This is a genomic window from Enterobacter cloacae complex sp. ECL72 (assembly GCF_019056635.1).
GTDB lineage: Bacteria > Pseudomonadota > Gammaproteobacteria > Enterobacterales > Enterobacteriaceae > Enterobacter > Enterobacter hormaechei_C.
The window spans coordinates 4539826-4560161 of record NZ_CP077659.1 but is presented as its reverse complement, the minus strand read 5'-3'; the positions used below and the strand labels follow the sequence as shown (position 1 = coordinate 4560161).

General features: G+C 61.4%; 23 protein-coding genes. 17 read left to right on the top strand and 6 right to left on the bottom strand.

The window, feature by feature from the left end; translation table 11 throughout:
- Window positions 1–114: 114 nt before the first annotated feature.
- The 17 genes from KTH07_RS21910 to acpT are packed head-to-tail and all read left to right on the top strand — an operon-like array spanning window position 115 to window position 14160.
- Complete coding sequence (locus KTH07_RS21910; protein WP_017384119.1) at window positions 115–837, top strand: beta-ketoacyl synthase chain length factor; 723 nt, start codon at window positions 115–117, stop codon at window positions 835–837.
- Window positions 834–1649: a 1-acyl-sn-glycerol-3-phosphate acyltransferase gene (locus KTH07_RS21905; RefSeq protein ID WP_032620978.1), complete on the top strand. Its 816-nt coding sequence runs from the start codon at window positions 834–836 to the stop codon at window positions 1647–1649. Before KTH07_RS21910 ends, KTH07_RS21905 begins: the two co-directional genes overlap by 4 nt.
- A complete protein-coding gene (locus KTH07_RS21900) occupies window positions 1630–1887 on the top strand; it encodes a phosphopantetheine-binding protein (RefSeq protein ID WP_003861263.1) in 258 nt (85 codons plus the stop codon). Before KTH07_RS21905 ends, KTH07_RS21900 begins: the two co-directional genes overlap by 20 nt.
- 11 nt (window positions 1888–1898) lie before the next feature.
- Window positions 1899–2150: an acyl carrier protein gene (locus KTH07_RS21895; RefSeq protein WP_003861262.1), complete on the top strand. Its 252-nt coding sequence runs from the start codon at window positions 1899–1901 to the stop codon at window positions 2148–2150.
- Window positions 2122–2721 (top strand): hypothetical protein, encoded by a 600-nt coding sequence (locus KTH07_RS21890; protein WP_023304569.1) that lies wholly within the window; start codon window positions 2122–2124, stop codon window positions 2719–2721. Before KTH07_RS21895 ends, KTH07_RS21890 begins: the two co-directional genes overlap by 29 nt.
- On the top strand, window positions 2714–4060 hold the full coding sequence (locus KTH07_RS21885; RefSeq protein WP_023295554.1) for an AMP-binding protein: 1347 nt from the start codon (window positions 2714–2716) through the stop codon (window positions 4058–4060). The genes KTH07_RS21890 and KTH07_RS21885 overlap by 8 nt, the downstream gene beginning before the upstream one ends.
- Window positions 4047–4397 (top strand): hydroxymyristoyl-ACP dehydratase, encoded by a 351-nt coding sequence (locus KTH07_RS21880; protein ID WP_017693835.1) that lies wholly within the window; start codon window positions 4047–4049, stop codon window positions 4395–4397. The genes KTH07_RS21885 and KTH07_RS21880 overlap by 14 nt, the downstream gene beginning before the upstream one ends.
- A complete protein-coding gene (locus KTH07_RS21875) occupies window positions 4388–6079 on the top strand; it encodes a glycosyltransferase (RefSeq protein ID WP_023304570.1) in 1692 nt (563 codons plus the stop codon). The genes KTH07_RS21880 and KTH07_RS21875 overlap by 10 nt, the downstream gene beginning before the upstream one ends.
- Window positions 6080–6082: 3 nt before the next feature.
- On the top strand, window positions 6083–6505 hold the full coding sequence (locus KTH07_RS21870; protein WP_006812302.1) for a thioesterase family protein: 423 nt from the start codon (window positions 6083–6085) through the stop codon (window positions 6503–6505).
- Complete coding sequence (locus KTH07_RS21865) at window positions 6502–7107, top strand: outer membrane lipoprotein carrier protein LolA (RefSeq protein WP_015571489.1); 606 nt, start codon at window positions 6502–6504, stop codon at window positions 7105–7107. The genes KTH07_RS21870 and KTH07_RS21865 overlap by 4 nt, the downstream gene beginning before the upstream one ends.
- Window positions 7076–9397, top strand: a complete 2322-nt coding sequence (locus tag KTH07_RS21860) for an MMPL family transporter (protein ID WP_023304571.1) — start codon at window positions 7076–7078, stop codon at window positions 9395–9397. The genes KTH07_RS21865 and KTH07_RS21860 overlap by 32 nt, the downstream gene beginning before the upstream one ends.
- On the top strand, window positions 9394–9972 hold the full coding sequence (locus KTH07_RS21855) for a DUF3261 domain-containing protein (protein ID WP_032620976.1): 579 nt from the start codon (window positions 9394–9396) through the stop codon (window positions 9970–9972). The genes KTH07_RS21860 and KTH07_RS21855 overlap by 4 nt, the downstream gene beginning before the upstream one ends.
- Window position 9973: 1 nt before the next feature.
- Window positions 9974–11140 carry a beta-ketoacyl-[acyl-carrier-protein] synthase family protein gene (locus KTH07_RS21850; protein WP_023304573.1) on the top strand — a complete coding sequence of 389 codons (1167 nt, stop codon included), beginning with the start codon at window positions 9974–9976 and terminating at the stop codon, window positions 11138–11140.
- The gene (locus tag KTH07_RS21845) at window positions 11137–11613 is read left to right on the top strand and encodes a 3-hydroxy-fatty acyl-ACP dehydratase (protein WP_094314641.1); all 477 of its coding nucleotides are present in this window, start codon (window positions 11137–11139) and stop codon (window positions 11611–11613) included. The genes KTH07_RS21850 and KTH07_RS21845 overlap by 4 nt, the downstream gene beginning before the upstream one ends.
- Window positions 11607–12338 carry a 3-ketoacyl-ACP reductase FabG2 gene (locus KTH07_RS21840; RefSeq protein ID WP_032620974.1) on the top strand — a complete coding sequence of 244 codons (732 nt, stop codon included), beginning with the start codon at window positions 11607–11609 and terminating at the stop codon, window positions 12336–12338. The genes KTH07_RS21845 and KTH07_RS21840 overlap by 7 nt, the downstream gene beginning before the upstream one ends.
- Window positions 12335–13564 (top strand): beta-ketoacyl-ACP synthase, encoded by a 1230-nt coding sequence (locus KTH07_RS21835; RefSeq protein ID WP_015571495.1) that lies wholly within the window; start codon window positions 12335–12337, stop codon window positions 13562–13564. The genes KTH07_RS21840 and KTH07_RS21835 overlap by 4 nt, the downstream gene beginning before the upstream one ends.
- Window positions 13565–13566: 2 nt before the next feature.
- Complete coding sequence (gene acpT / locus KTH07_RS21830) at window positions 13567–14160, top strand: 4'-phosphopantetheinyl transferase AcpT (protein ID WP_015571496.1); 594 nt, start codon at window positions 13567–13569, stop codon at window positions 14158–14160.
- Here the strand turns inward: acpT and arnF are convergent.
- From arnF to arnC, 6 genes are read right to left on the bottom strand one after another with little or no spacing between them, the layout of a single operon-like run.
- Window positions 14132–14515, bottom strand: coding sequence for a 4-amino-4-deoxy-L-arabinose-phosphoundecaprenol flippase subunit ArnF (gene arnF / locus KTH07_RS21825; protein ID WP_017693827.1), 384 nt, complete (start codon window positions 14513–14515; stop codon window positions 14132–14134). The two genes, acpT and arnF, sit on opposite strands and share 29 nt — an antisense overlap.
- Window positions 14512–14835, bottom strand: a complete 324-nt coding sequence (arnE, locus tag KTH07_RS21820; protein WP_015571497.1) for a 4-amino-4-deoxy-L-arabinose-phosphoundecaprenol flippase subunit ArnE — start codon at window positions 14833–14835, stop codon at window positions 14512–14514. The genes arnF and arnE overlap by 4 nt, the downstream gene beginning before the upstream one ends.
- Window positions 14835–16478 (bottom strand): lipid IV(A) 4-amino-4-deoxy-L-arabinosyltransferase, encoded by a 1644-nt coding sequence (gene arnT / locus KTH07_RS21815; protein WP_032634189.1) that lies wholly within the window; start codon window positions 16476–16478, stop codon window positions 14835–14837. Before arnT ends, arnE begins: the two co-directional genes overlap by 1 nt.
- Window positions 16475–17377, bottom strand: coding sequence for a 4-deoxy-4-formamido-L-arabinose-phosphoundecaprenol deformylase (gene arnD, locus KTH07_RS21810; protein ID WP_032620972.1), 903 nt, complete (start codon window positions 17375–17377; stop codon window positions 16475–16477). The genes arnT and arnD overlap by 4 nt, the downstream gene beginning before the upstream one ends.
- Window positions 17374–19356: a bifunctional UDP-4-amino-4-deoxy-L-arabinose formyltransferase/UDP-glucuronic acid oxidase ArnA gene (gene arnA, locus KTH07_RS21805; protein WP_015571500.1), complete on the bottom strand. Its 1983-nt coding sequence runs from the start codon at window positions 19354–19356 to the stop codon at window positions 17374–17376. The genes arnD and arnA overlap by 4 nt, the downstream gene beginning before the upstream one ends.
- On the bottom strand, window positions 19353–20336 hold the full coding sequence (gene arnC / locus KTH07_RS21800; RefSeq protein ID WP_017693824.1) for an undecaprenyl-phosphate 4-deoxy-4-formamido-L-arabinose transferase: 984 nt from the start codon (window positions 20334–20336) through the stop codon (window positions 19353–19355). The genes arnA and arnC overlap by 4 nt, the downstream gene beginning before the upstream one ends.

Sequence of the window (20336 nt, the reverse complement as noted above, 5' to 3'; positions counted from 1 at the left end):
GGGTCAAAAGTGACGTTTATTCGCCAGCGCGACGACAACATTGTACGATGTGCGCAGCAAATCGCGCTGGCGAAGAAAAAGTCACAGAAACAGGTTTATCGCGGACGCGCGTAGATGAAATTTACACTTACCCTTATCGACTGGCAGGCAAGAGCGCCAGGACTCAGCGATGCCGACGAATGGCAGGCATGGTCACGCCGGTCTGACGCCATCGATCCCGCTGCACCGCTGGCGAAACTGACCGATCTGCCGATGATGACCGCCCGCCGCCTGAATTCAGGCAGCAGGCTGGCCGTCGATCTTGGCCTGATGATGCTGCGCAAACACCGCATCGATGCCGTCGTCTACAGCAGCCGTCATGGGGAGCTGGAGCGCAATTTCCGTATTCTCCAGGCCCTGGCGGCAGAACAGCCCGTTTCCCCCACCGATTTTGCCATGTCGGTACACAACTCGGCGGTCGGCAATCTCACTATCGCCGCGCGTCAGCCTGTTGTCTCTTCGTCGGTTTCCGCCGGTATGGATACCTTCCAGCAGAGCTTGTGCGACGTGCTGAGCCTGCTGCATGCGGGCTACTCCCGCGTGTTGCTGGTGGATTTCGACGGTCTGCTGCCTGATTTTTATCACGCCGGGCTGCCGCCGCAGATGCCCGTCTGGCCCTACGCGCTGGCGCTGGTGATTGAGGCGGGAAATACGCTCAGCTGTGAAACGCACGTCAACCGCACGCCTGAAGAGCCCGCGCTGCCGCAAAGCCTCCAGTTCCTGCGCCATTACCTGCGGGACGAGCGCCAGTTTACCCTGCCGGGCGAGCGCCTGCTGTGGCAATGGACGCGCCAATGAGAGGGTTACGTTCCCGCCTCGATCGGATATGGCGGATGCTGATGACCGGATTGTGCTTCGTCCTGTTCGGCCTCGGCGGGCTGACGCTGTCGCTGGTGTGGTTTAACCTGCTGCTGATTTTCCAGCGCGACCGCACTCAACGTCGCCGCCTGGCACGCCGCACTATTTCTGCCAGTTTTCGCCTGTTCCTCGCGGTGGTACGCGGTGCAGGGGTACTGGATTACCGTTTCAACAACCTGGACGTTCTGCGCGCCGAGCGGGGCTGTCTGGTGATTGCGAATCATCCCTCGCTGCTGGACTACGTTCTGCTGGCGTCGGTGATGAACGAAACCGACTGTCTGGTGAAAAGCGCGTTGCTGCGTAACCCGTTCGTCAGCGGCGTGATCCGCGCGGCTGACTATCTGATTAACAGCGAAGCCGACACGCTGCTTGCCGCAAGCCAGCAGCGTCTGGCCCAGGGCGACACCCTGCTTATCTTCCCTGAAGGCACCCGCACCCGGGTGGGGGAAGCCATGACCCTGCAACGTGGGGCGGCGAATATCGCCGTTCGCTGCAACAGCGCCGTGCGCGTGGTGGTGATCCACTGTAGCGAACGGATGCTTGATAAACAGAGCTGCTGGTATAACGTGCCCCCCAACAAACCTGTTTTCACCGTGGATGTTCGCGAACGCATCAACATTCATGATTTTTATGATGCGAGTCAGCACGAACCCGCGCTGGCAGCAAGGCAGTTAAACCGGCATATGCAGCATCAGTTAACAACCGGTCTTCAATCTTTGTCAGGAACGAAAGATGCAAGCGCTCTATCTTGAAATTAAGAATCTCATTATCTCTACGCTGAATCTGGAAGAACTTACCCCAGAGGATATTGATACAGACGCCGCGCTCTTTGGCGACGGCCTCGGTCTGGACTCAATCGACGCCCTTGAGCTGGGGCTGGCGGTAAAAAATCAGTACGGCGTAGTGCTTTCTGCCGAAAGTGACGAGATGCGTCAGCACTTCTATTCCGTTGCCACGCTCGCGGCTTTTATCCATCAACAACGCGCCTGAGAATGACCGCTATGACAGAACAACAAACGATTTATCAGGAAGTCTCTGCGCTTCTTATTACGCTGTTTGAAATCGCCCCGGAGGATATTACCCCTGAGGCACGTCTTTACGAGGATCTGGACCTCGACAGCATTGATGCCGTCGATATGGTGGTGCACCTGCAAAAGAAAACGGGCCATAAAATCAAGCCCGAAACCTTCAAAGCGGTGCGCACGGTGCAGGACGTCGTGGACGTTGTGGAACAGCTTCAGCGCGACGCGTAACGTGCGTTCGATTCCAGTTCTTCCCGCCCTGACGGGGCTGATGCTGCTGGCATGGCCGTTTTTGATCGGCTTCGGGCTGGCGAATAATAGCCTGCACGGGATACTGCCCGTGATGGCGCTGGTGCTGCTGTTGCGCGTCTGCCAGGCCCGTCGGCAGGGCGGCCCCCTGCGTTATCTGTTCGTGAGCGTGGCGCTGGCTGGCATAGCGCTTTGCGCGGCGAGCTACGTCCTGCACGCGCACCAGTGGGTGCTGTTATATCCAGTGGTGGTGAATCTGGTGATGCTGGTGGTGTTTGGCGGTTCGCTGTGGACGGCAATGCCTGTCGTTGAACGGCTGGCGCGCCTGCGTGAACCGGATCTCTCCCCCGTCGGGGTACGTTACACGCGCCGGGTTACCCAGGTCTGGTGCGGCTTTTTTATTATCAACGGGGCGATCGCGCTGTTTACCGTATTACACGCCGATATCCGTCTGTGGACGCTGTGGAATGGGATGATTGCCTATCTCCTGATGGGCACGCTGATGGCTGGCGAGTGGGTGGTGCGACAACGGGCGATGAAAAACGATGCTTAACCCTCTTCCGCTTAGCCAGTGGCTCAGTGCGCCCCGCCCTGACGACACCCCTGTCGCCTGGCAGGACGACCATCTCTGGACGCTTGGCGATCTGCGCCACGACGTCACTCAGTTGGTCGACACGCTGCGTCGTGAAGATGGCGAGCGCTGGGCGTTGTGCATCGAAAACGGTTATCTGTTTATTGTCGCGCTGCTGGCGACGCTGCATGCGGGTAAAACGCCGGTCCTCCCCGGGCACAGCCGGGCGGCGCAGCTTAACGAACAGCGGGCGCTGTTCAGCGGCGTCCTGAGCGACACCACGCTCGATTTTCAGGGGCGACAGCTGCGGGTGGCTTCCGCGCAGCGGGCAGGCCATCCCTTTTCACCGCTGCCTGCCATCGGTGAGATGCGCACGATCGAGCTTTACACCTCCGGCTCGACCGGCACGCCGCAGCGGGTCAGTAAGCCGGTGGTCAGCCTTGATCGTGAGGCTCGTCTGCTGGCGGCGCATTTTGGCGAGCGTCTGGCGGGCTGTCACGTCGTGGCTTCCGTGGTGCTGCACCACCTGTATGGCCTGACGTTTCGTGTTGTCTTACCCATGGCGCTCGGCCTGCCGCTGCATGCCAGCCTGCTCAACTATGCCGAGCAGCTCTCTGCCCTTCCCGACGATAAACGCTATCTTTTCATCAGCAGTCCGGCGTTTCTCAAGCGGCTGGACGCGTCGCTGACGCCGCCCCCCGTCAACCTGCTCGTCTCCGCCGGCGGCGCACTGCCCTGGCTGGAGGTCGCCGCGGTTCAGGCCTGGCTCAACGTCTGGCCGGATGAAATATACGGCAGCACGGAAACGGGCGTAATGGCCTGGCGCTACCGTCAGGAGGAAAGCACGCGCTGGCAGCCTTTTCCCGGCGTGGCGTTTCACGGCGATCGCGTGACGTCGCCGCTGATCCCCGAGGCGGAGGGAATCGTGCTGGATGATATCCTGCACTTCACGGCTGACGGGCAGTTCAGCCTCGTCGGGCGTCGTGGTCGGGTGGTCAAAATTGAAGATAAGCGCATTTCACTCGATGACATTGAGCACCGCCTGCTGGCGCTGGACGGCATCCGCGAGGCCGCCGCGCTGACGGTGACGCGCGGCGGGCGTCAGGGCATTGGCGTATTGCTGGTGCTGAATGAAGCGGTGCGTCAGCAACACGAACAGAGCAAAACAGCGCAGGAGCTCGCCTGGCGACGCGCCCTTCGCCCCTGGCTTGAACCGGTTGCCGTACCGCGCTACTGGCGGATCGTTGATGAAATCCCGGTCAACAGCATGAACAAGCGCGTGACTGCGCAGCTACAGGAGTTGTTTCATGAAGATCCCTGAAATCGGGCGCCTCCAGCCCGATCCACAGCATCTGGAGATAACCTTTTATCTTGATCCTGACCTGCTCTGGTTTAAGGGACATTTCGCCGTACAGCCGCTGCTGCCGGGCGTGGCGCAGCTCGACTGGGTGATGCATTACGCCGCCGCGCTGGCGTCGGGCTACCGTTTTCACAGTATTCAGAACGTGAAGTTCGCCGCCCCGCTGTTGCCGGAGAACACGGTCACGCTGCTCCTTGCCTGGCAGCCTGAACGCCAGTTGCTGACCTTTAGCTACCAGCGCCATGCGGGTAACGAGCGCCACACCGCCAGCAGCGGGAAGATTCGCTTATGTCAGTAACCTTCCGTCCCTGCGTGCTGATCCCCTGCTACAACCACGGGGCGATGATGGCTTCGGTGCTGGCGCGCCTGGCGCCTTTCGATCTGCCCTGTCTGGTGGTGGACGACGGCAGCGATGAAACCACGCGCCGCACGCTTGAAGCGCTGGCGGCGGATCGTCCGCAGATGACACTGCTGCGGCTGGCCGAAAACAGCGGCAAAGGCGCGGCGGTGATGCTGGGGCTGAAAGCCTGCGCCGATCGCGGCTTCACCCACGCCGTTCAGGTGGACGCTGACGGCCAGCACGCTATCGAGGACATTCCCAAACTGCTGGCGCTGGCCGGGCGTCATCCCGATGCGCTCATTTCCGGGCAGCCCGTTTACGATGACTCAATCCCCCGTTCGCGCCTGTACGGGCGCTGGATAACGCACGTCTGGGTCTGGATTGAAACCCTCTCCCTGCAACTGAAAGACAGTATGTGCGGGTTTCGCGTTTACCCGATAGCCCCGGTTCTGCGCCTTGCAGCAACCACGCCGCTCGGCAGGCGAATGGATTTTGATACCGAAGTGATGGTGCGCCTCTACTGGCAGGGCAACACCAGCTATTTTCTGCCCACCCGCGTGACCTATCCGCCGGACGGGGTATCCCATTTTGATGCCCTGAAAGACAACGTGCGCATCTCGTTGATGCATACCCGTCTGTTTCTCGGCATGCTGCCGCGCATTCCTTCCCTGCTGATGCGTCGCCGCTCGCAGCACTGGGCGCAGCAGCAGGAGGTAAAAGGATTATGGGGCATGCGCCTGATGCTGCGCGTCTGGCAGTTGCTGGGGCGTAAGGCGTTTACCGCCCTGCTGTGGCCGGTTACCGCCGTCTACTGGCTGACCGCCCGCTCTGCGCGTCAGGCGTCGCAGCAGTGGCTGGCGCGGGTTAAAACGGTGATGGCACAGCGGCAAATGCCGCCCCTCGCGCGGCTAAACAGTTTTTCCCACTTCCTGCGCTTCGGTCATGCCATGCTGAATAAAGTGGCCAGCTGGCGCGGCGAAATGAAACTCCATCGCGATCTGGTCTTTGCGCCAGGCGCGCAGGAGGCGCTGGGGCTCGACGATCCTCAGGGCAAACTGCTGCTCGCGTCGCATCTTGGCGATGTGGAAGCCTGCCGTGCGCTGGCCCAGCGCGAAGGGGCGAAAACCATCAACGCGCTGGTCTTCAGCGACAACGCCAGACGCTTTAAGCAGGTGATGGAGGAGATGGCGCCGCAGGCGGGCATTCACCTGATGCCGGTCACCGACATTGGCCCGGAGACTGCCATCCTCATTAAAGAGAAGCTGGATCGCGGCGAATGGGTGGCGATCGTGGGCGATCGCATCGCCGTCACCCCGCAGCGCGGCGGCAGCTGGCGGGTGATATGGAGCGAATTTATGGGCCAGCCCGCGCCGTTCCCGCAGGGGCCGTTTATCCTGGCGTCCATTTTGCGCTGCCCGGTGGTGCTGATTTTTGCCCTCTGTCAGCAGGGAAAGCTGACCCTGCACTGCGAGCCGTTTGCCGACCCGCTGCTGCTGCCGCGCGGCGAACGCCAGCAGGCGCTACAGCAGACCGTCGACCGCTATGCGCAGCGGCTGGAGCATTACGCGCTCTTGTCGCCGCTCGACTGGTTTAATTTTTTCGATTTCTGGCAGCTGCCAGAGGTCAACGAGAAGGAGTAAAGGGTGCTGACCGATCCCCGCTTTACGGCTGAAGTTGAAATCACCGTTCCGTTCCACGATGTCGATATGATGGGCGTGGTGTGGCACGGCAACTACTTCCGCTACTTTGAGATTGCCCGCGAAGCGCTGCTCAACCAGTTTGATTACGGCTATCGCCAGATGAAAGCGTCCGGCTACGTCTGGCCGGTGGTGGATACCCGGGTGAAATACCGCGACGCGGTGACCTTCGAGCAGCGCATTCGCGTCCGCGCCCACATTGAAGAGGTTGAAAACCGTCTGCGCATCGCCTATCAAATCTTCGACGCGCAAACCGGGAAACGCACCACCACCGGCTACACGATTCAAGTGGCGGTGGAAGAAGCAAGCCGGGAGATGTGCTTTGTCAGCCCGGCCATTCTGTTCGAACGCATGGGGATCGCGCCATGAAATGGATAACGCTACTCGCGCTGCTGGTAAGCCCGCTGGTGAACGCGATCACGCTGGATGAACTGCAACAGCGGTTTGCGGAGCAACCAGTGGTACGCGCACACTTCGAACAGACCCGCACGATCAAGGACATGCCTCAGCCCCTGCGCTCGCAGGGGGAGATGCTGATCGCCCGTGACAATGGCCTGCTGTGGGATCAAAAAGCGCCGTTCCCGATGACGCTGCTGCTGGATGACAAACGGATGGTGCAGATCGTCAACGGTCAGTCGCCGCAGACCATTACCGCCGACACTAACCCGCAGATGTTCCAGTTCAACCATCTGCTGCGGGCGCTGTTCCAGGCCGACCGCAAGGTGCTGGAAGAGAACTTCCGCGTCGATTTCAAAGACCTGGGCGAAGGCCGCTGGTCGCTGGTGCTGACGCCCGTCACCACGCCGCTGGACAAGATTTTCTCCACCCTTGATTTGAAGGGCGCGATCTATCTGGAATCCATTCGCCTGAACGATAAGCAGGGCGACACGACGGATATCGCCCTCTCCCGCCACCAACTGACGCCCGCCCGCCTGACCGATGCAGAACGCCAGCGCTTTGCCGCACCGTAACGCCCTGCGCCCGGCGCTGCTGTGGGCCGCGGTATGCCTGATCCTGCTGGGCGTGCTGCTGTCGCTGCTGCCCGGCGCGCGGCTGAACAGCAGCGTGCTCGCCATGCTGCCGAAACAGACGCTCGGCGCGATCCCTCCCGCTCTCAACGACGGATTTATGCAGCGCCTCGACCGCCAGCTCATCTGGCTGGTCAGCCCCGGCAAACAGCCGGACCCGCGCGTGGCGCAGCAGTGGTTAACCCTGCTGCAACGCAGCCAGGCGCTGAGTGTCGTAAAAGGTCCGCTGGACGCCGCCGGGCAACAGGCCTGGGGAGATTTCTTCTGGCAACACCGCAATGGCCTGGTCGATCCGGCCACCCGCGCCCGCCTGCAAAACGGCGGTCAAGCACAGGCCCAGTGGATCCTGTCCCAGCTCTACTCCGCCTTTTCCGGCGTGAGCGGCAAGGAGCTGCAAAACGATCCGCTGATGCTGATGCGCGGCGCGCAGCTCGCGCTGGCGAAAAACAGCCAAAAGATGCAGCTGATGGACGGCTGGCTGGTGACAAAAGATGCGGCCGGGAACTACTGGTATCTGCTGCACGGCGAGCTGGCGGGCTCATCGTTTGATATGCAGCAAACCCACCAGCTGGTGACCACCCTTAACGCGTTGCAGCAGACGCTGAAAAGCCAGTATCCACAGGCGCAGCTGCTCTCGCGCGGGACGGTGTTCTACAGCGATTACGCCAGCCAACAGGCTAAAAACGATATTTCCACGCTTGGCGTCGCCACGGTGCTCGGGGTGATCCTGCTGATTGTGTCGGTGTTTCGCTCCGTGCGTCCGCTGCTGCTGAGCCTGCTCTCCATTGCCATCGGCGCGCTGGCGGGGACGGTCGTGACGCTGCTGCTGTTCGGTGAACTGCACCTGATGACGCTGGTGATGAGCATGAGCATCATCGGCATCTCGGCGGACTATACGATTTACTACCTCACGGAGCGGATGGTGCACGGCGCGGAACACTCGCCCTGGCAAAGCCTGGCGAAAGTACGTAACGCGCTGCTGCTGGCGCTGCTGACCACCGTCGTGGCGTATCTCTTCATGATGCTGGCCCCCTTCCCCGGCATTCGTCAGATGGCGGTGTTCGCCGCCGCAGGGTTGAGCGCCTCGTGCCTGACGGTAATGTTCTGGCATCCGTGGTTATGTCGGGGCATGCCGGTCCGCCCGGTCCCCCTGAGAGGGATGATGCAGCGCTGGCTGAACGCCTGGCGCGACAGTAAACCCCTCTCTGTCGGGCTGCCGGTAGCGCTGGCGCTGCTCTCCGCCATCGGGATCGCCAGCCTGCGGGTGGATGACGATATCGCCCGGCTTCAGGCGCTGCCGCAGGACATTCTGGCGCAGGAAAAAACCATCACCGCCCTGACCGGGCAAAATGTCGATCAGAAGTGGTTCGTGGTGTACGGCGCGTCGGCTCAGGAAACGCTGGAGCGGCTGGAGGCGTTTACCCCGGCGCTGGCGCAGGCGCAAAAAGCCGGTGAATTAACCCGCTGGCGCACCCTGCCGCTGAACTCGCTGGCGCGGCAGAACAGCGATCTGCATCTTCTGCGTAACGCCGCGCCGACGGTGATGAAAATGCTGCAAAGCACGGGGCTGAAGACCAGTGAACCGAACCTGAACGCCATGCCTGTCAGCGTGGAAGCGTGGCTCGCCAGCCCGGCCAGCGAGGGCTGGCGTTTGCTGTGGCTGACGCTGCCGGACGGCAAAAGCGGTGTGCTGGTCCCGGTCGATGGCGTCAGAAACAGCGCCGCGCTCGGCGAACTGGCCGCCCGCCATCCCGGGGTCGTCTGGGTTGACCGTAAGGCCAGCTTCGACAGCCTGTTTGCGCTCTACCGCTCGCTGCTGACGGGGCTGCTGGGCGTGGCGCTGGCGGTGATTGCCTGCGGCGCGATGCTACGCCTCGGCTGGCGAAAAGGGCTGGTGGCGCTGGTGCCGTCCGTGCTGTCGCTGGGCGGCGGGCTGGCGGCGCTGGCCATGACGGGCCATCCGGTGAACCTGTTTTCCCTGCTGGCGCTGGTGCTGGTCCTCGGCATTGGCATTAACTACACGCTGTTTTTCAGCAACCCGCGCGGCACGCCGCTGACCTCAATGCTGGCGATTACCCTCGCCATGATGACTACCCTGCTGACGCTGGGGATGCTGGTGTTCAGCACCACTCAGGCCATCAGCAGCTTTGGCATTGTGCTGGTGAGCGGTATCTTCACCGCGTTCCTGCTCGCCCCGCTGGCGATGCCGTCTAACAAAGAGAACTTACCATGACCCGTTTCATTCGCCTGGTGGCAGTGATGCTGGCCCTGCTGCTGGCGGGGTGTAGCCATACGACGAACCGCGATGATGCACGCCCTCAGGCCTGGCTCCAGCCCGGCACCCGCGTCACGCTGCCCCCGCCGGGCATCACGCCTGCCATCCGCGCGCAGCAGTTGCTTACCGGCAGTTTTAAAGGCCAGACCCAGTCGCTGCTGGTAATGCTTAACGCCGATGAAAATAAAGTGACGCTTGCCGGCCTCTCCTCCGTCGGGATCCGCCTGTTCCTCGCCACCTACGACGACACCGGGATCCACACCGAGCAGTCGGTTGTGATGCCGCAGCTGCCGCCCGCCAGCCAGGTGCTGGCCGACGTGATGCTGAGCCACTGGCCGCTCAGCGCCTGGCAGCCGCAGTTGCCGAAAGGCTGGACGCTGAACGATACTGACACCAGACGCGAACTGCGCAACCCCGATGGCAAACTGGTCACGGAAATTGTCTACCTGAACCGTAACGGCAGGCGCGAACCGATTAGCATTGTGCAGCACGCTTTTCACTACCACATCACCATTCAATATCTGGGTGACTGAGATGATTTACCTTTCTGCCGTTGGCATGGTCAACGCACTCGGCAACTCGGCTGATGAAATAGCGGCGAACCTGATCGCTGGTGTGGCCCCCGGGATGCGCCAGCGTGCAGGCTGGCTACAGGGCTTACCCGAGGCCGTGCTGGGGGGCGTAGAGGGTGAACTTCCCCCTGTCCCCGGGTCTTTTTCTGCGCATCGCAGCCGCAACAACCAACTGCTGCTGGCGGCGCTGGCGCAAATCCGGCCCGCCGTCGATGCGGCCATTGCGCGCGTGGGGCGCGACCGCGTGGCGGTTGTTCTGGGCACCAGCACCTCCGGGCTGGACGAGGGTGATGAGTACGTGCGCCGCGCGCAGAACGGCGAGAGCAGCCCGCAGTGGCAATATCCGCAGCAGGAGCTGGGCGATCCGTCGCGCTTTCTCGCCCGCTGGCTTGCGCTGGACGGCCCGGCGTATACCATCTCAACCGCCTGCTCCTCCAGCGCGCGGGCGATCGTCAGCGGTCGTCGTCTGATTGACGCCGGGCTGGTGGACGTCGCCATCGTCGGCGGGGCCGACAGCCTGAGCCGCATGCCGGTCAACGGCTTCAACAGCCTGGAGTCCTTCTCCCCAACCCTGTGCGAACCGTTTGGCCGCCACCGTCGGGGGATCACCATTGGCGAAGCGGCGGCACTGATGGTGCTGACCCGCGAGCCGGGCGAGGTTGCGCTCCTGGGCGCGGGGGAATCCAGCGATGCGTACCATATTTCCGCCCCGCATCCGCAGGGCGAAGGGGCGATCCGCGCCATCAACCAGGCGCTGAACGAGGCGGGCATGACGGCGGCGGACGTCGGCTATATCAACCTGCACGGCACCGCCACGCCGCTGAACGATCGCATTGAGGCGCAGGTGATCCACGATCTCTTTGGCGACCGCGTGCCGTGCAGCTCCACGAAACATCTTACCGGCCACACGCTGGGCGCAGCGGGGATCACCGAGGCCGCCCTGAGCTGGCTGATCCTGACCCGAGACCTGCCGCTGCCGCCGCAGGATTTTTCCCGCTACGCGCCAGACGACACCCTGCCCGCCTTCGGCCTGCTGCACCAGAGCGCACCGCTGAATAAACCGGCGATCCTGTCAAACTCCTTCGCGTTTGGCGGCAACAACGCCAGCCTTCTGCTGGGGAGGGTATGATGCGCTACTTACCTCCCGGGGATTATCTTCCTCACGACACGCCGATGCTGCTGCTTGAGAGCGTGGAAAACGTCACCGATGACCGCGCCGTTTGCAGCGTGACGGTGAACGATCGGGGCGTTCTGGCTCCGTTCCTGGACGCGGACGGCAACCTGCCTGGCTGGTTTGCGCTGGAGCTGATGGCCCAGACCGTGGGCGTCTGGTCTGAATGGCACCGGATGCAAAAAGGGCTGCCGCACTGTGCGCTGGGCATGGTGCTGGGCGCGCGCGAGCTGGTGTGCGACGCAGGGCATTTTGCCGCAGGCTGCACGCTGACCATCACCATCGAACGTCTGATGCAGGATGAACGCTTTGGCAGCTTCGAGTGCGCCATTCATGCGGATAATGTCTCCCTCGCCACGGGCCGCGTGAACACCTTCCAGCCGAGCGAGGATGAATTAACCACACTTTTCAACCAGGGAACACCATCATGAGATCCGTACTGGTCACCGGCGCCAGCAAAGGCATTGGCCGCGCTATCGCCCTTCAGCTTGCGGCGGACGGTTACACCGTCGGCGTGCATTACCATCGTGATGAAGCGGGCGCGCAGGAGACGCTGGAAGCGATTGTCCAGGCAGGCGGCGCGGGCCGTTTACTCACCTTCGACGTGGGCAACCGCGAGCAGTGCCGCACGGTGCTGGAACAGGAGATCGCTGACCACGGCGCGTGGTATGGCGTGGTCAGTAACGCCGGTATTACCCGCGACGGTGCTTTTCCGGCGCTCAGCGACGATGACTGGGACAGCGTGATCCACACCAATCTCGACAGTTTTTATAACGTCATTCATCCCTGCATTATGCCGATGATCGGCACCCGCAAGGGCGGGCGGATCATCACCCTGTCGTCGGTGTCAGGCATTATGGGCAACCGTGGGCAGGTGAACTACAGCGCGGCGAAAGCCGGGATCATCGGCGCCACCAAAGCGCTCGCCACCGAGCTGGCAAAACGCAAAATCACCGTCAACTGCATCGCGCCGGGGCTGATCGATACCGGCATGATCGAGATGGACGAAGCCGCGCTGCACGCGGCGATGTCGATGATCCCGATGCAGCGTATGGGCCAGGCCGAGGAGGTCGCCGGGCTGGCGAGTTACCTGATGTCGGATAAAGCAGGCTATGTGACGCGTCAGGTGATTTCGATTAACGGAGGCATGCTATGACCCGCCGGGTAGTGATTACGGGCATGGGCGGCGTCACCGCGTTCGGCGAGGACTGGCCGACCATCTCGCGCCGTCTGCGCGAGTATGAAAATGCGGTGCGTACCATGACGGAGTGGCAGGCGTATGACGGCCTGCAAACCCTGCTCGCCGCGCCGATTGAAGATTTCACTCTCCCCGCTCACTATACCCGTAAGCGCATTCGCGCCATGGGCCGGGTGTCGCTGCTCTCTACCCGCGCCACCGAGCTGGCGCTGGAGCAGGCGGGACTGATCGACGACGCGGTGCTGACCAACGGTCAGACCGGCATCGCCTACGGCTCGTCGACCGGCAGCACCGGGCCGGTCAGCGAGTTTGCCTCTATGCTCACCGAAAAGCACACCCACAACATCACCGGCACCACCTACGTGCAGATGATGCCGCACACCACGGCGGTGAATACCGGGCTGTTCTTTGGCCTGCGCGGACGGGTGATCCCCACCTCGAGCGCCTGTACCTCTGGCAGCCAGGCGATTGGCTACGCCTGGGAAGCGATTCGTCACGGCTACCAGACGGTGATGGTGGCAGGCGGCGCGGAAGAGCTGTGCCCGTCGGAAGCGGCGGTTTTCGATACCCTGTTTGCCACAAGCCAGCGTAACGACGCGCCAAAAACCACGCCGTCGCCGTTTGACGTTCAGCGCGATGGCCTGGTGATTGGCGAAGGGGCGGGCACGCTGGTGCTGGAAGAGCTGGATCACGCCAGAGCGCGCGGGGCGACAATCTATGGCGAGATCGTGGGCTTTGCCACCAACTGCGATGCGGCGCACATCACCCAGCCCCAGCGTGAAACCATGCAGGTGTGTATGGCGCAGTCGCTGGCGATGGCGGGCCTTGGCCCTCAGGAGATTGGCTACATTTCTGCCCACGGCACGGCAACCGATCGCGGGGATATCGCCGAAAGTCAGGCGACCGCCGCCATTTTCGGCGACAGCGTGCCCATCTCTTCCTTAAAGAGTTATTTCGGCCATACTCTGGGTGCCTGCGGCGCGCTGGAAGCCTTGCTGAGTCTGCACATGATGCGGGAGGGTTGGTTCACGCCAACGCTCAATTTAAGACAACCGGATGAGCAATGCGGCGCTTTAGATTATATTATGGGGGAAACCCGCCCGATTGATTGCGAATTTATTCAGAGCAATAACTTTGCCTTTGGCGGCATCAATACCTCGATAATCATTAAACGCTGGGCGTAACTATGTACCAGTTTGTACTGGGAAAGATCTCCACCCTTAGCGCGGACCCGCTGGCGTCAACGCTCGCAGACATGGCACCTCAGGGTGCACGACACGCTTCCTGGCTTGCAGGCCGGACGCTGCTCGCCAGAACCTTATCCCCCTCACCGCTTCCCGAGATAATTTACGGCGAGCAGGGAAAACCGGCCTTCGCTAACGGCCATCCTCTGTGGTTTAACCTGAGCCACAGCGGGGACGACATTGCCCTGCTGATGAGCGATGAAGGTGAAGTGGGCTGCGATATCGAAGTGATCCGCCCGCGGGAAAACTGGCAGGCGCTGGCGAATGCCGTTTTCAGCCTCACCGAACATGACGAGCTGGAACGTGAAGCGCCGGAAGAGCAGCTTTCCGCATTCTGGCGCATCTGGACGCGCAAAGAGGCGATCGTCAAACAGCGTGGCGGCAGCGCGTGGCAGATTGTCAGTATTGACAGCACCGCCCAGACCCTCCCGGTCAGTCAGCTACGCTTCGGCTCGCTGAGCCTGGCGGTCTGTACCCCTACGCCTTTCACCTTAACGGCGGAAGCGGTTACTTACTCCGGTATTTCTGCGGCATAAAAATGACCAGCACGCCGAGTATAATCAAGCCGACGCCCGCCAGCCCGCGCCAGGAAAAGTATTCTCCCCAGCCGGGCAGTAAAATTGCAGCACTCCACACCAGGATGTAACTGAGGCTCAGCAAGGCATACGCTTTGCTGAGCGCCATACGATGCAATGCCAGATACCAGCAGCCCATTGAGGCGCAATAGCCTGTCAGCCCCAGCATCAGCGCGCCCGTACCGGGGGCTATATGCCAGAGGGCTGCCCAGAAAGCGTCGCTCATCGGGGGCAGCGTCACCATCGCATGACGCAGCAGCAGCTGCGCCACGCTGACTAACACTACGCTGCATAACGCCCAACACGCACCGTTCACAGGCTTCCTCCCAGCAAAATAACCCCGACGATAATCAACCCGACGCCCAGCCAGTGACGTAGCGGGACAGGCTCATGCCAGACGATTTTTGCCGCCAGCGTTACCCAGACAAAGTTAAGGCTCAGCATGGGGTACGCCACCCCGACGGGCAGATGCTGCAATACCACCAGCCAGGCAACCATCCCGCCACCCAGCATCAGCAGGGCCAGCCCAAGCCACAGGGCGACCTGCTGACCGCCGCCTGCCCGGGTCGCCTGTTTCTGGCACAGTTGACCTGCGCAGCTCAACAGGCTTGCCAGCACCAGCCAGATCCAGGCCATCACTGCGGCAGATATTGCAGGTAAGCCAGACGCCCCTGAATCGTCAGGTTGTCCGGTTTTGGCAGCCCGGCGCGGGCCAGGTCGTCGTTTTTCGACAGCAGGATCACCAGCGACACCGGTCCCTGCTGACGATGCGCTTCAAGCCAGTGCGCGATATCATCTTTGCTCACAAAACGCCCCTTAGCGTCCGGATAATCCAGGCCATATTTCAGCTCACCGCTCTGCCCATACAAAATGATGTCATTACGCTGAAGCTCCCACGCCAGCCCGGAGGCTATACCAACGTTGTTCGCCAGGACGAATTTACTCATCTGTAATGGCTCGCGAACGGAATCCACCAGCGACTGCGGCTGTTTAGAATCCACTACCCGGTCCGGGATCGCAAAACCCACCAGCAGGGCCAGTCCGGCAGGGCAAAGCGCCGCCAGCCACCAGCGCTGCGGATTTTTAAGGGTAAACCAGCCCACCGAGGCCCAGACCAGAAACGCCACCACGGCACAGAAGACTTTGTACAATTCGACCGGTGTCCAGACTGGATGTTTAGCAAGCCCCCATGGCGATACCACCAGCGCCGCCAGCATGCCAAGCACGCCAAACGCGATATTGATCCCACCGTTAATACGTAACGCTTTTTCAGCGACGGTGCAGGCGTAGCGCGCCATCAGGATCGCCAGCGGCGCAAAGCACGGCAGGATATAGGTCGGCAGCTTGCCTTTGGCGATGCTGAAGAACAGCAGCGGCATCACGATCCAGCCCAGCAGATAAAGCCCCGCCCTCTCGTTTTCTCTGTCTCGCCATCCCAGGCGCAGCGCGCCGGGCAGCATCGCCAGCCACGGCAGACTTCCCGCGATGAGGAACGGCAGATAGTACCAGAACGGCGCTTTATGCTGGGCATCGCTCCGGGCAAAGCGCTGGATATGCTCCACCCAGAAGAAGTAACGCCAGAAATCGGGTTCACGCTGAGCGATTGCCAGCCCCCAGGGCAGGACGATAAGTACGCAGCTGAGGATCGCCAGCCAGCCGAAAACCAGCACCTCCTTCCAGCGTCGTTGCGCAATCACCCACGGCAGCACGCCAATCACCGGTACCGCCAGCGCCAGGAAGCCTTTGGTCATGACGCCCATGCCGCAGGCCAGCCCCAGCAGAATGTAGCCCCCCGCTTTTCCGGCTATCGTTTTCGCCTGCGAAGCCAGCCAGAAGCTGCACATAGCCGCCACCAGCCAGAGGGTGATAATGGGATCCAGCACGGCGTAGGTGCCGATGCCATAGACCAGGAACAGGGTTAAGAAGATCAGGCCGGAGAAGATCGCCACCCGCTTATCCTGCCAGAGACGCCAGGCCAGCCAGATCACCAGCAGCGCCGTCAGCCCGGTGCCGAATATCGCCCCCGCGCGAACGGCAAAATTGGTGTGTCCAAATAGCCATTGCCCGATGCTGTTCACCCAGTAACCGGCAATGGGTTTTTCAAAGTAACGCAGCCCGAGGAAATGCGGGACCACCCAATCGCCGGAGGCCAGCATTTCGCGGCTGATTTCCGCATAGCGCGTCTCATCTGGCTGCCATAACAGGCGAAGGTTGACCGGAAGGAGGTAGTAAACGACAAACAGGGCGAGAAGCGTCAGGCCATAGCGGGCTGTTTTCATAGTGCCGGGCTCACGGTTTGTTGATAGCCAAGCCAGCCTTCCCGGCCAGCCATTTCACGACGGACGATTTTTCCAAGGGGCAGCGTGCCAGGATCGTCCGGCAACAGCTGGCTTAACGGGCAGAACTGAATGCCCTCCTGCGCCGCCAGCGCAAGCAACGCGTCGAAATCCTGCTGATACGCAATGCCTTCCACTTCGGCATGGATGGTATAAACCGGCGTACCGGCATCGCGGTGCATCGCATCCAGAATGTAACGGTTAAACCTGTCGGCACTCACCTCGCGCCCGACCACTTCATCCCACGTCGGAAGAGTGACCGGAATCTGCACCGTGCCGGTTCGGTTTTCCCCCAGCAGCGGTAAAAACGGTCCGGTGCCCCGGCAATCGCTGTTGTAGCGAAAGGCAAAGTGTTCTTTGGCCTTCACCACGCGCTGGTCGGCCCGCCATCCTGCCACGGCGGAACAGCGCACAGGCTGGCCGGTAATGGCTTCCAGCTCCAGCACGCCGCGCTCAACCTCACGCGCCAGGCGGGGGATATCCCACACGCCCGCCCAGGCCTGCCAGGCATGGTGATCCCAGGCGTGCAGCCCCACTTCATGATGCTGCGCGGCCTTGCAGATGATCGCTTCATTTTCCGCGCCGATGCGCCTGCCGGGCCATGCGGTTCCGGCCAGCAGGATATTCCAGCCGTAGAGCGATGCCGCGCGCGAGCGCAGCATTTTGTACAGAAAGGCCGGTTTAACCAGGCGCCACAGGTGACGCCCCATATTGTCTGGCCCGACGCTGAAGAAAAGCGTCGCGCGCACGTTGTGTTTGCTCAGCAGTTCCAGCAGCCGCGGCACACCCTCGCGCGTGCCGCGAAAGGTGTCGACGTCAATGCGTAAACCGACCTTTTTCATGATGCCTGTTCCGACAGCTCCACGGTGCGCAGGAAGAAGTCGAGCGTTTCATCAATGGTCTGCTCCATCTTCACCGTCGGCGTCCAGTTCAGGCAGCGCTTCGCATTGCGGATGCTCGGCTTGCGGTGCTCAACGTCCTGATAACCCTTGCCGTAGTAGCTGCTGCTCTCCACTTCGCGGAAACCGGCAAACGGCGGGAACTGGCTGCGCAGCGGGTGACGTTCAAAGCTTGCCAGCAGCATTTCCGCCAGCTCGCGGATGCTCGCTTCGTTGTCCGGGTTACCGATGTTGATGATCTCTCCGTTACAGCGGCCGTCTTTGTTTTCGATGATGCGGAACAGCGCTTCAATACCGTCGCTGATATCGGTGAAGCAACGTTTCTGTTTGCCACCTTCAATCAGCTTAATGGGCGAACCTTCCACCAGGTTGAGGATCAGCTGGGTGATAGCGCGGGAGCTGCCGATACGCGCGGCGTTCAGGTTGTCCAGGCGCGGCCCCATCCAGTTAAACGGGCGGAACAGGGTAAAGCGTAGCCCCTCTTTCTCACCGTATGCCCAGATCACGCGGTCCAGCAGCTGTTTGGAGACGGAGTAGATCCAGCGCTGCTTGTTAATCGGCCCGACCACCAGACTGGAGGTGTCTTCATCGAAGTTATTGTCGGTACACATGCCGTACACTTCCGACGTCGACGGGAAGATGATGCGCTTATCGTATTTCACGCAGTCGCGGATAATCTTCAGGTTCTCTTCGAAATCGAGTTCGAACACGCGCAGCGGGTTACGGGTGTATTCAATCGGGGTGGCAATCGCCACCAGCGGCAGCACCACGTCACATTTTTTGATGTGGTACTCGATCCATTCGGAATGGATGCTGATGTCCCCTTCAACGAAGTGGAAACGGGGATTAGTGAGGAATCGACCGATCGCATCGGATCCGATATCGAGACCGTAGATCTCGTAATTGTCGTCTTCCAGCAGCCGTTCGGTCAGATGGTTACCGATAAACCCGTTCACGCCGAGGATTAAGACGCGCGTGCGGCGTTTGATCGCCACCACCGGCGCGCTGGTGATCAGCGCCCCCGCCACCAGCCCAAGAGACTGCGCCAGCTGCGCCCCCTGCACGTACAGCCCGTTATCCGTTTGTCCGGTGACGATCTCCAGCGCCTGCTCGCCGCAGCTCACAATCAGCGGAGAGACGGAGATGACGGTGCCCGGTTTTGCCGCCGGAATGTCCTCACGCACGCGGGATTTCCAGACGATAAATTTACTGACCCCGGCGAAGCTGTACGCGCCCGGCCACGGGTCGGTCACGGCGCGCACCAGGTTATGCAGCTGACGCGCCGGTTTCGCCCAGTCCAGTCGCCCGTCCTCCGGCGTGCGGCGACCAAAACTGCTTGCCTTGCTTTCGTCCTGCGCGGTTTCGGTAAAAGTCCCCTGACGGATCGTCGGCAGCGCGTCGCGAAGCAGGCTTTGCGCGGCGATGCAGAGCTTGTGGTGCAGCTCCAGCGCCGTTTCATCAGCGCCAATGCCCACTTTCAGCTGTGCCACGATACCGCCCGCATCGGCACGGCGTACCATTTTGTGCAGCGTTACGCCGGTTTCCGTTTCACCGTTAACCAGCGCCCAGTTCAGCGGCGCACGGCCACGGTAGGCAGGCAGCAGCGAGCCGTGCAGGTTAAATGCGCCTTTTGTCGCCACGCTCAGGATGTCGTCGCAAAGCAGATTGCGGTAGTAGAAAGAGAAAATCACGTCCGGCGCGAGTTTCTGAATGCGATCCACCCACAGCGGATGGTTCACATCGTCCGGGGCGTAAACCGGAATACCGTGTTCAGCCGCAATACGCGCCACCGAGCCGAAGAAGTGGTTTTCCCCGGCAACATCCGGATGGGTGAAGATGGCGGTAATGTCGAAGCCTGCGTCCAGCAAGGCTTGCGTGCCCGTGCAACCCATATCGTGATAGGCAAAGACGACGGTTTTCATGGGTGGTTTTCCTCTTGAGATGCCAGGTGCTCCTGACGGACAACACGTTGAATAAAATAGCGCGGACGCGCGCGAACATCGTTGTAAATACGGCCAATGTACTCACCCAGCAGACCCATACCGATGAACTGGGCGCCAATGAACGTGAACAGCACGGCAAACAGCATAAAGACCCCTTCCGCCGCCCACTGGGGACCAAAGACCAGCCGCAGAACGACCAGCAGAACGGAAAGCGCAAACCCGGCCAGCGCGATAACGCTGCCGAACACGCTCAACAGGCGCAGCGGCGTGGTGGTCAGGCAGGTGATCAGGTCGTACATCAGGTTGATCAGACGCATGAAGCTGTATTTTGACTCCCCGTGCTCGCGCTCGGCGTGCAGCACCGGGATCTCCGTCGCTTTACGGGCAAAGGTGTTCGCCAGAATCGGAATGAAGGTGCTGCGCTCGTGGCAGTGCAGCATGGCGTCGACGATGTGGCGGCGATAGGCGCGCAGCATGCAGCCGTAGTCGCCCATCGCTTTACCGGTGGTGCGCTGGATCAGACGGTTGATGGTGCGAGACGCCAGCTTACGGAACAGGCTGTCCTGGCGGTTTTGCCGCACGGTGCCGACCACGTCGTAGCCTTCGTCGGCTTTGGCGACCAGACGCGGGATCTCTTCCGGCGGGTTTTGCAGATCAGCATCCAGGGTGATCACCAGATCGCCCGTAACGTGGCTGAACCCGGCCATAATTGCCGAGTGCTGGCCGTAGTTACGGTTGAGCAGTACGGCAACAATGTGGCTGCCCTCCGCTTGCGCGGCGTCGGTCAGCATCCGCGCGGAGTCGTCGCTGCTGCCGTCGTCCACCAGCAGAATTTCATAAGCTTTGCCGAGCGTCTCGCAGGCGGCAGTCGTGCGGCGGATCAGTTCCGGCAGGCTCTCCTGCTCGTTATAGACCGGGATCACCACGGAAACTTTTTGTACAGGCGGCGCACTGAACAT

Bases quoted from the DNA above. Each gene is read 5' to 3' on its own strand.
- KTH07_RS21910 (WP_017384119.1), top strand. From the start codon at position 115: ATGAAATTTACACTTACCCTTATCGACTGGCAGGCAAGAGCGCCAGGA.
- KTH07_RS21905 (WP_032620978.1), top strand. From the start codon at position 834: ATGAGAGGGTTACGTTCCCGCCTCGATCGGATATGGCGGATGCTGATG.
- KTH07_RS21900 (WP_003861263.1), top strand. From the start codon at position 1,630: ATGCAAGCGCTCTATCTTGAAATTAAGAATCTCATTATCTCTACGCTG.
- KTH07_RS21895 (WP_003861262.1), top strand. From the start codon at position 1,899: ATGACAGAACAACAAACGATTTATCAGGAAGTCTCTGCGCTTCTTATT.
- KTH07_RS21885 (WP_023295554.1), top strand. From the start codon at position 2,714: ATGCTTAACCCTCTTCCGCTTAGCCAGTGGCTCAGTGCGCCCCGCCCT.
- KTH07_RS21880 (WP_017693835.1), top strand. From the start codon at position 4,047: ATGAAGATCCCTGAAATCGGGCGCCTCCAGCCCGATCCACAGCATCTG.
- KTH07_RS21875 (WP_023304570.1), top strand. From the start codon at position 4,388: ATGTCAGTAACCTTCCGTCCCTGCGTGCTGATCCCCTGCTACAACCAC.
- KTH07_RS21865 (WP_015571489.1), top strand. From the start codon at position 6,502: ATGAAATGGATAACGCTACTCGCGCTGCTGGTAAGCCCGCTGGTGAAC.
- KTH07_RS21860 (WP_023304571.1), top strand. From the start codon at position 7,076: ATGCAGAACGCCAGCGCTTTGCCGCACCGTAACGCCCTGCGCCCGGCG.
- KTH07_RS21855 (WP_032620976.1), top strand. From the start codon at position 9,394: ATGACCCGTTTCATTCGCCTGGTGGCAGTGATGCTGGCCCTGCTGCTG.
- KTH07_RS21850 (WP_023304573.1), top strand. From the start codon at position 9,974: ATGATTTACCTTTCTGCCGTTGGCATGGTCAACGCACTCGGCAACTCG.
- KTH07_RS21845 (WP_094314641.1), top strand. From the start codon at position 11,137: ATGATGCGCTACTTACCTCCCGGGGATTATCTTCCTCACGACACGCCG.
- KTH07_RS21835 (WP_015571495.1), top strand. From the start codon at position 12,335: ATGACCCGCCGGGTAGTGATTACGGGCATGGGCGGCGTCACCGCGTTC.
- acpT (WP_015571496.1), top strand. From the start codon at position 13,567: ATGTACCAGTTTGTACTGGGAAAGATCTCCACCCTTAGCGCGGACCCG.
- arnE (WP_015571497.1), bottom strand. From the start codon at position 14,835: ATGGCCTGGATCTGGCTGGTGCTGGCAAGCCTGTTGAGCTGCGCAGGT.
- arnT (WP_032634189.1), bottom strand. From the start codon at position 16,478: ATGAAAACAGCCCGCTATGGCCTGACGCTTCTCGCCCTGTTTGTCGTT.
- arnD (WP_032620972.1), bottom strand. From the start codon at position 17,377: ATGAAAAAGGTCGGTTTACGCATTGACGTCGACACCTTTCGCGGCACG.
- arnA (WP_015571500.1), bottom strand. From the start codon at position 19,356: ATGAAAACCGTCGTCTTTGCCTATCACGATATGGGTTGCACGGGCACG.
- arnC (WP_017693824.1), bottom strand. From the start codon at position 20,336: ATGTTCAGTGCGCCGCCTGTACAAAAAGTTTCCGTGGTGATCCCGGTC.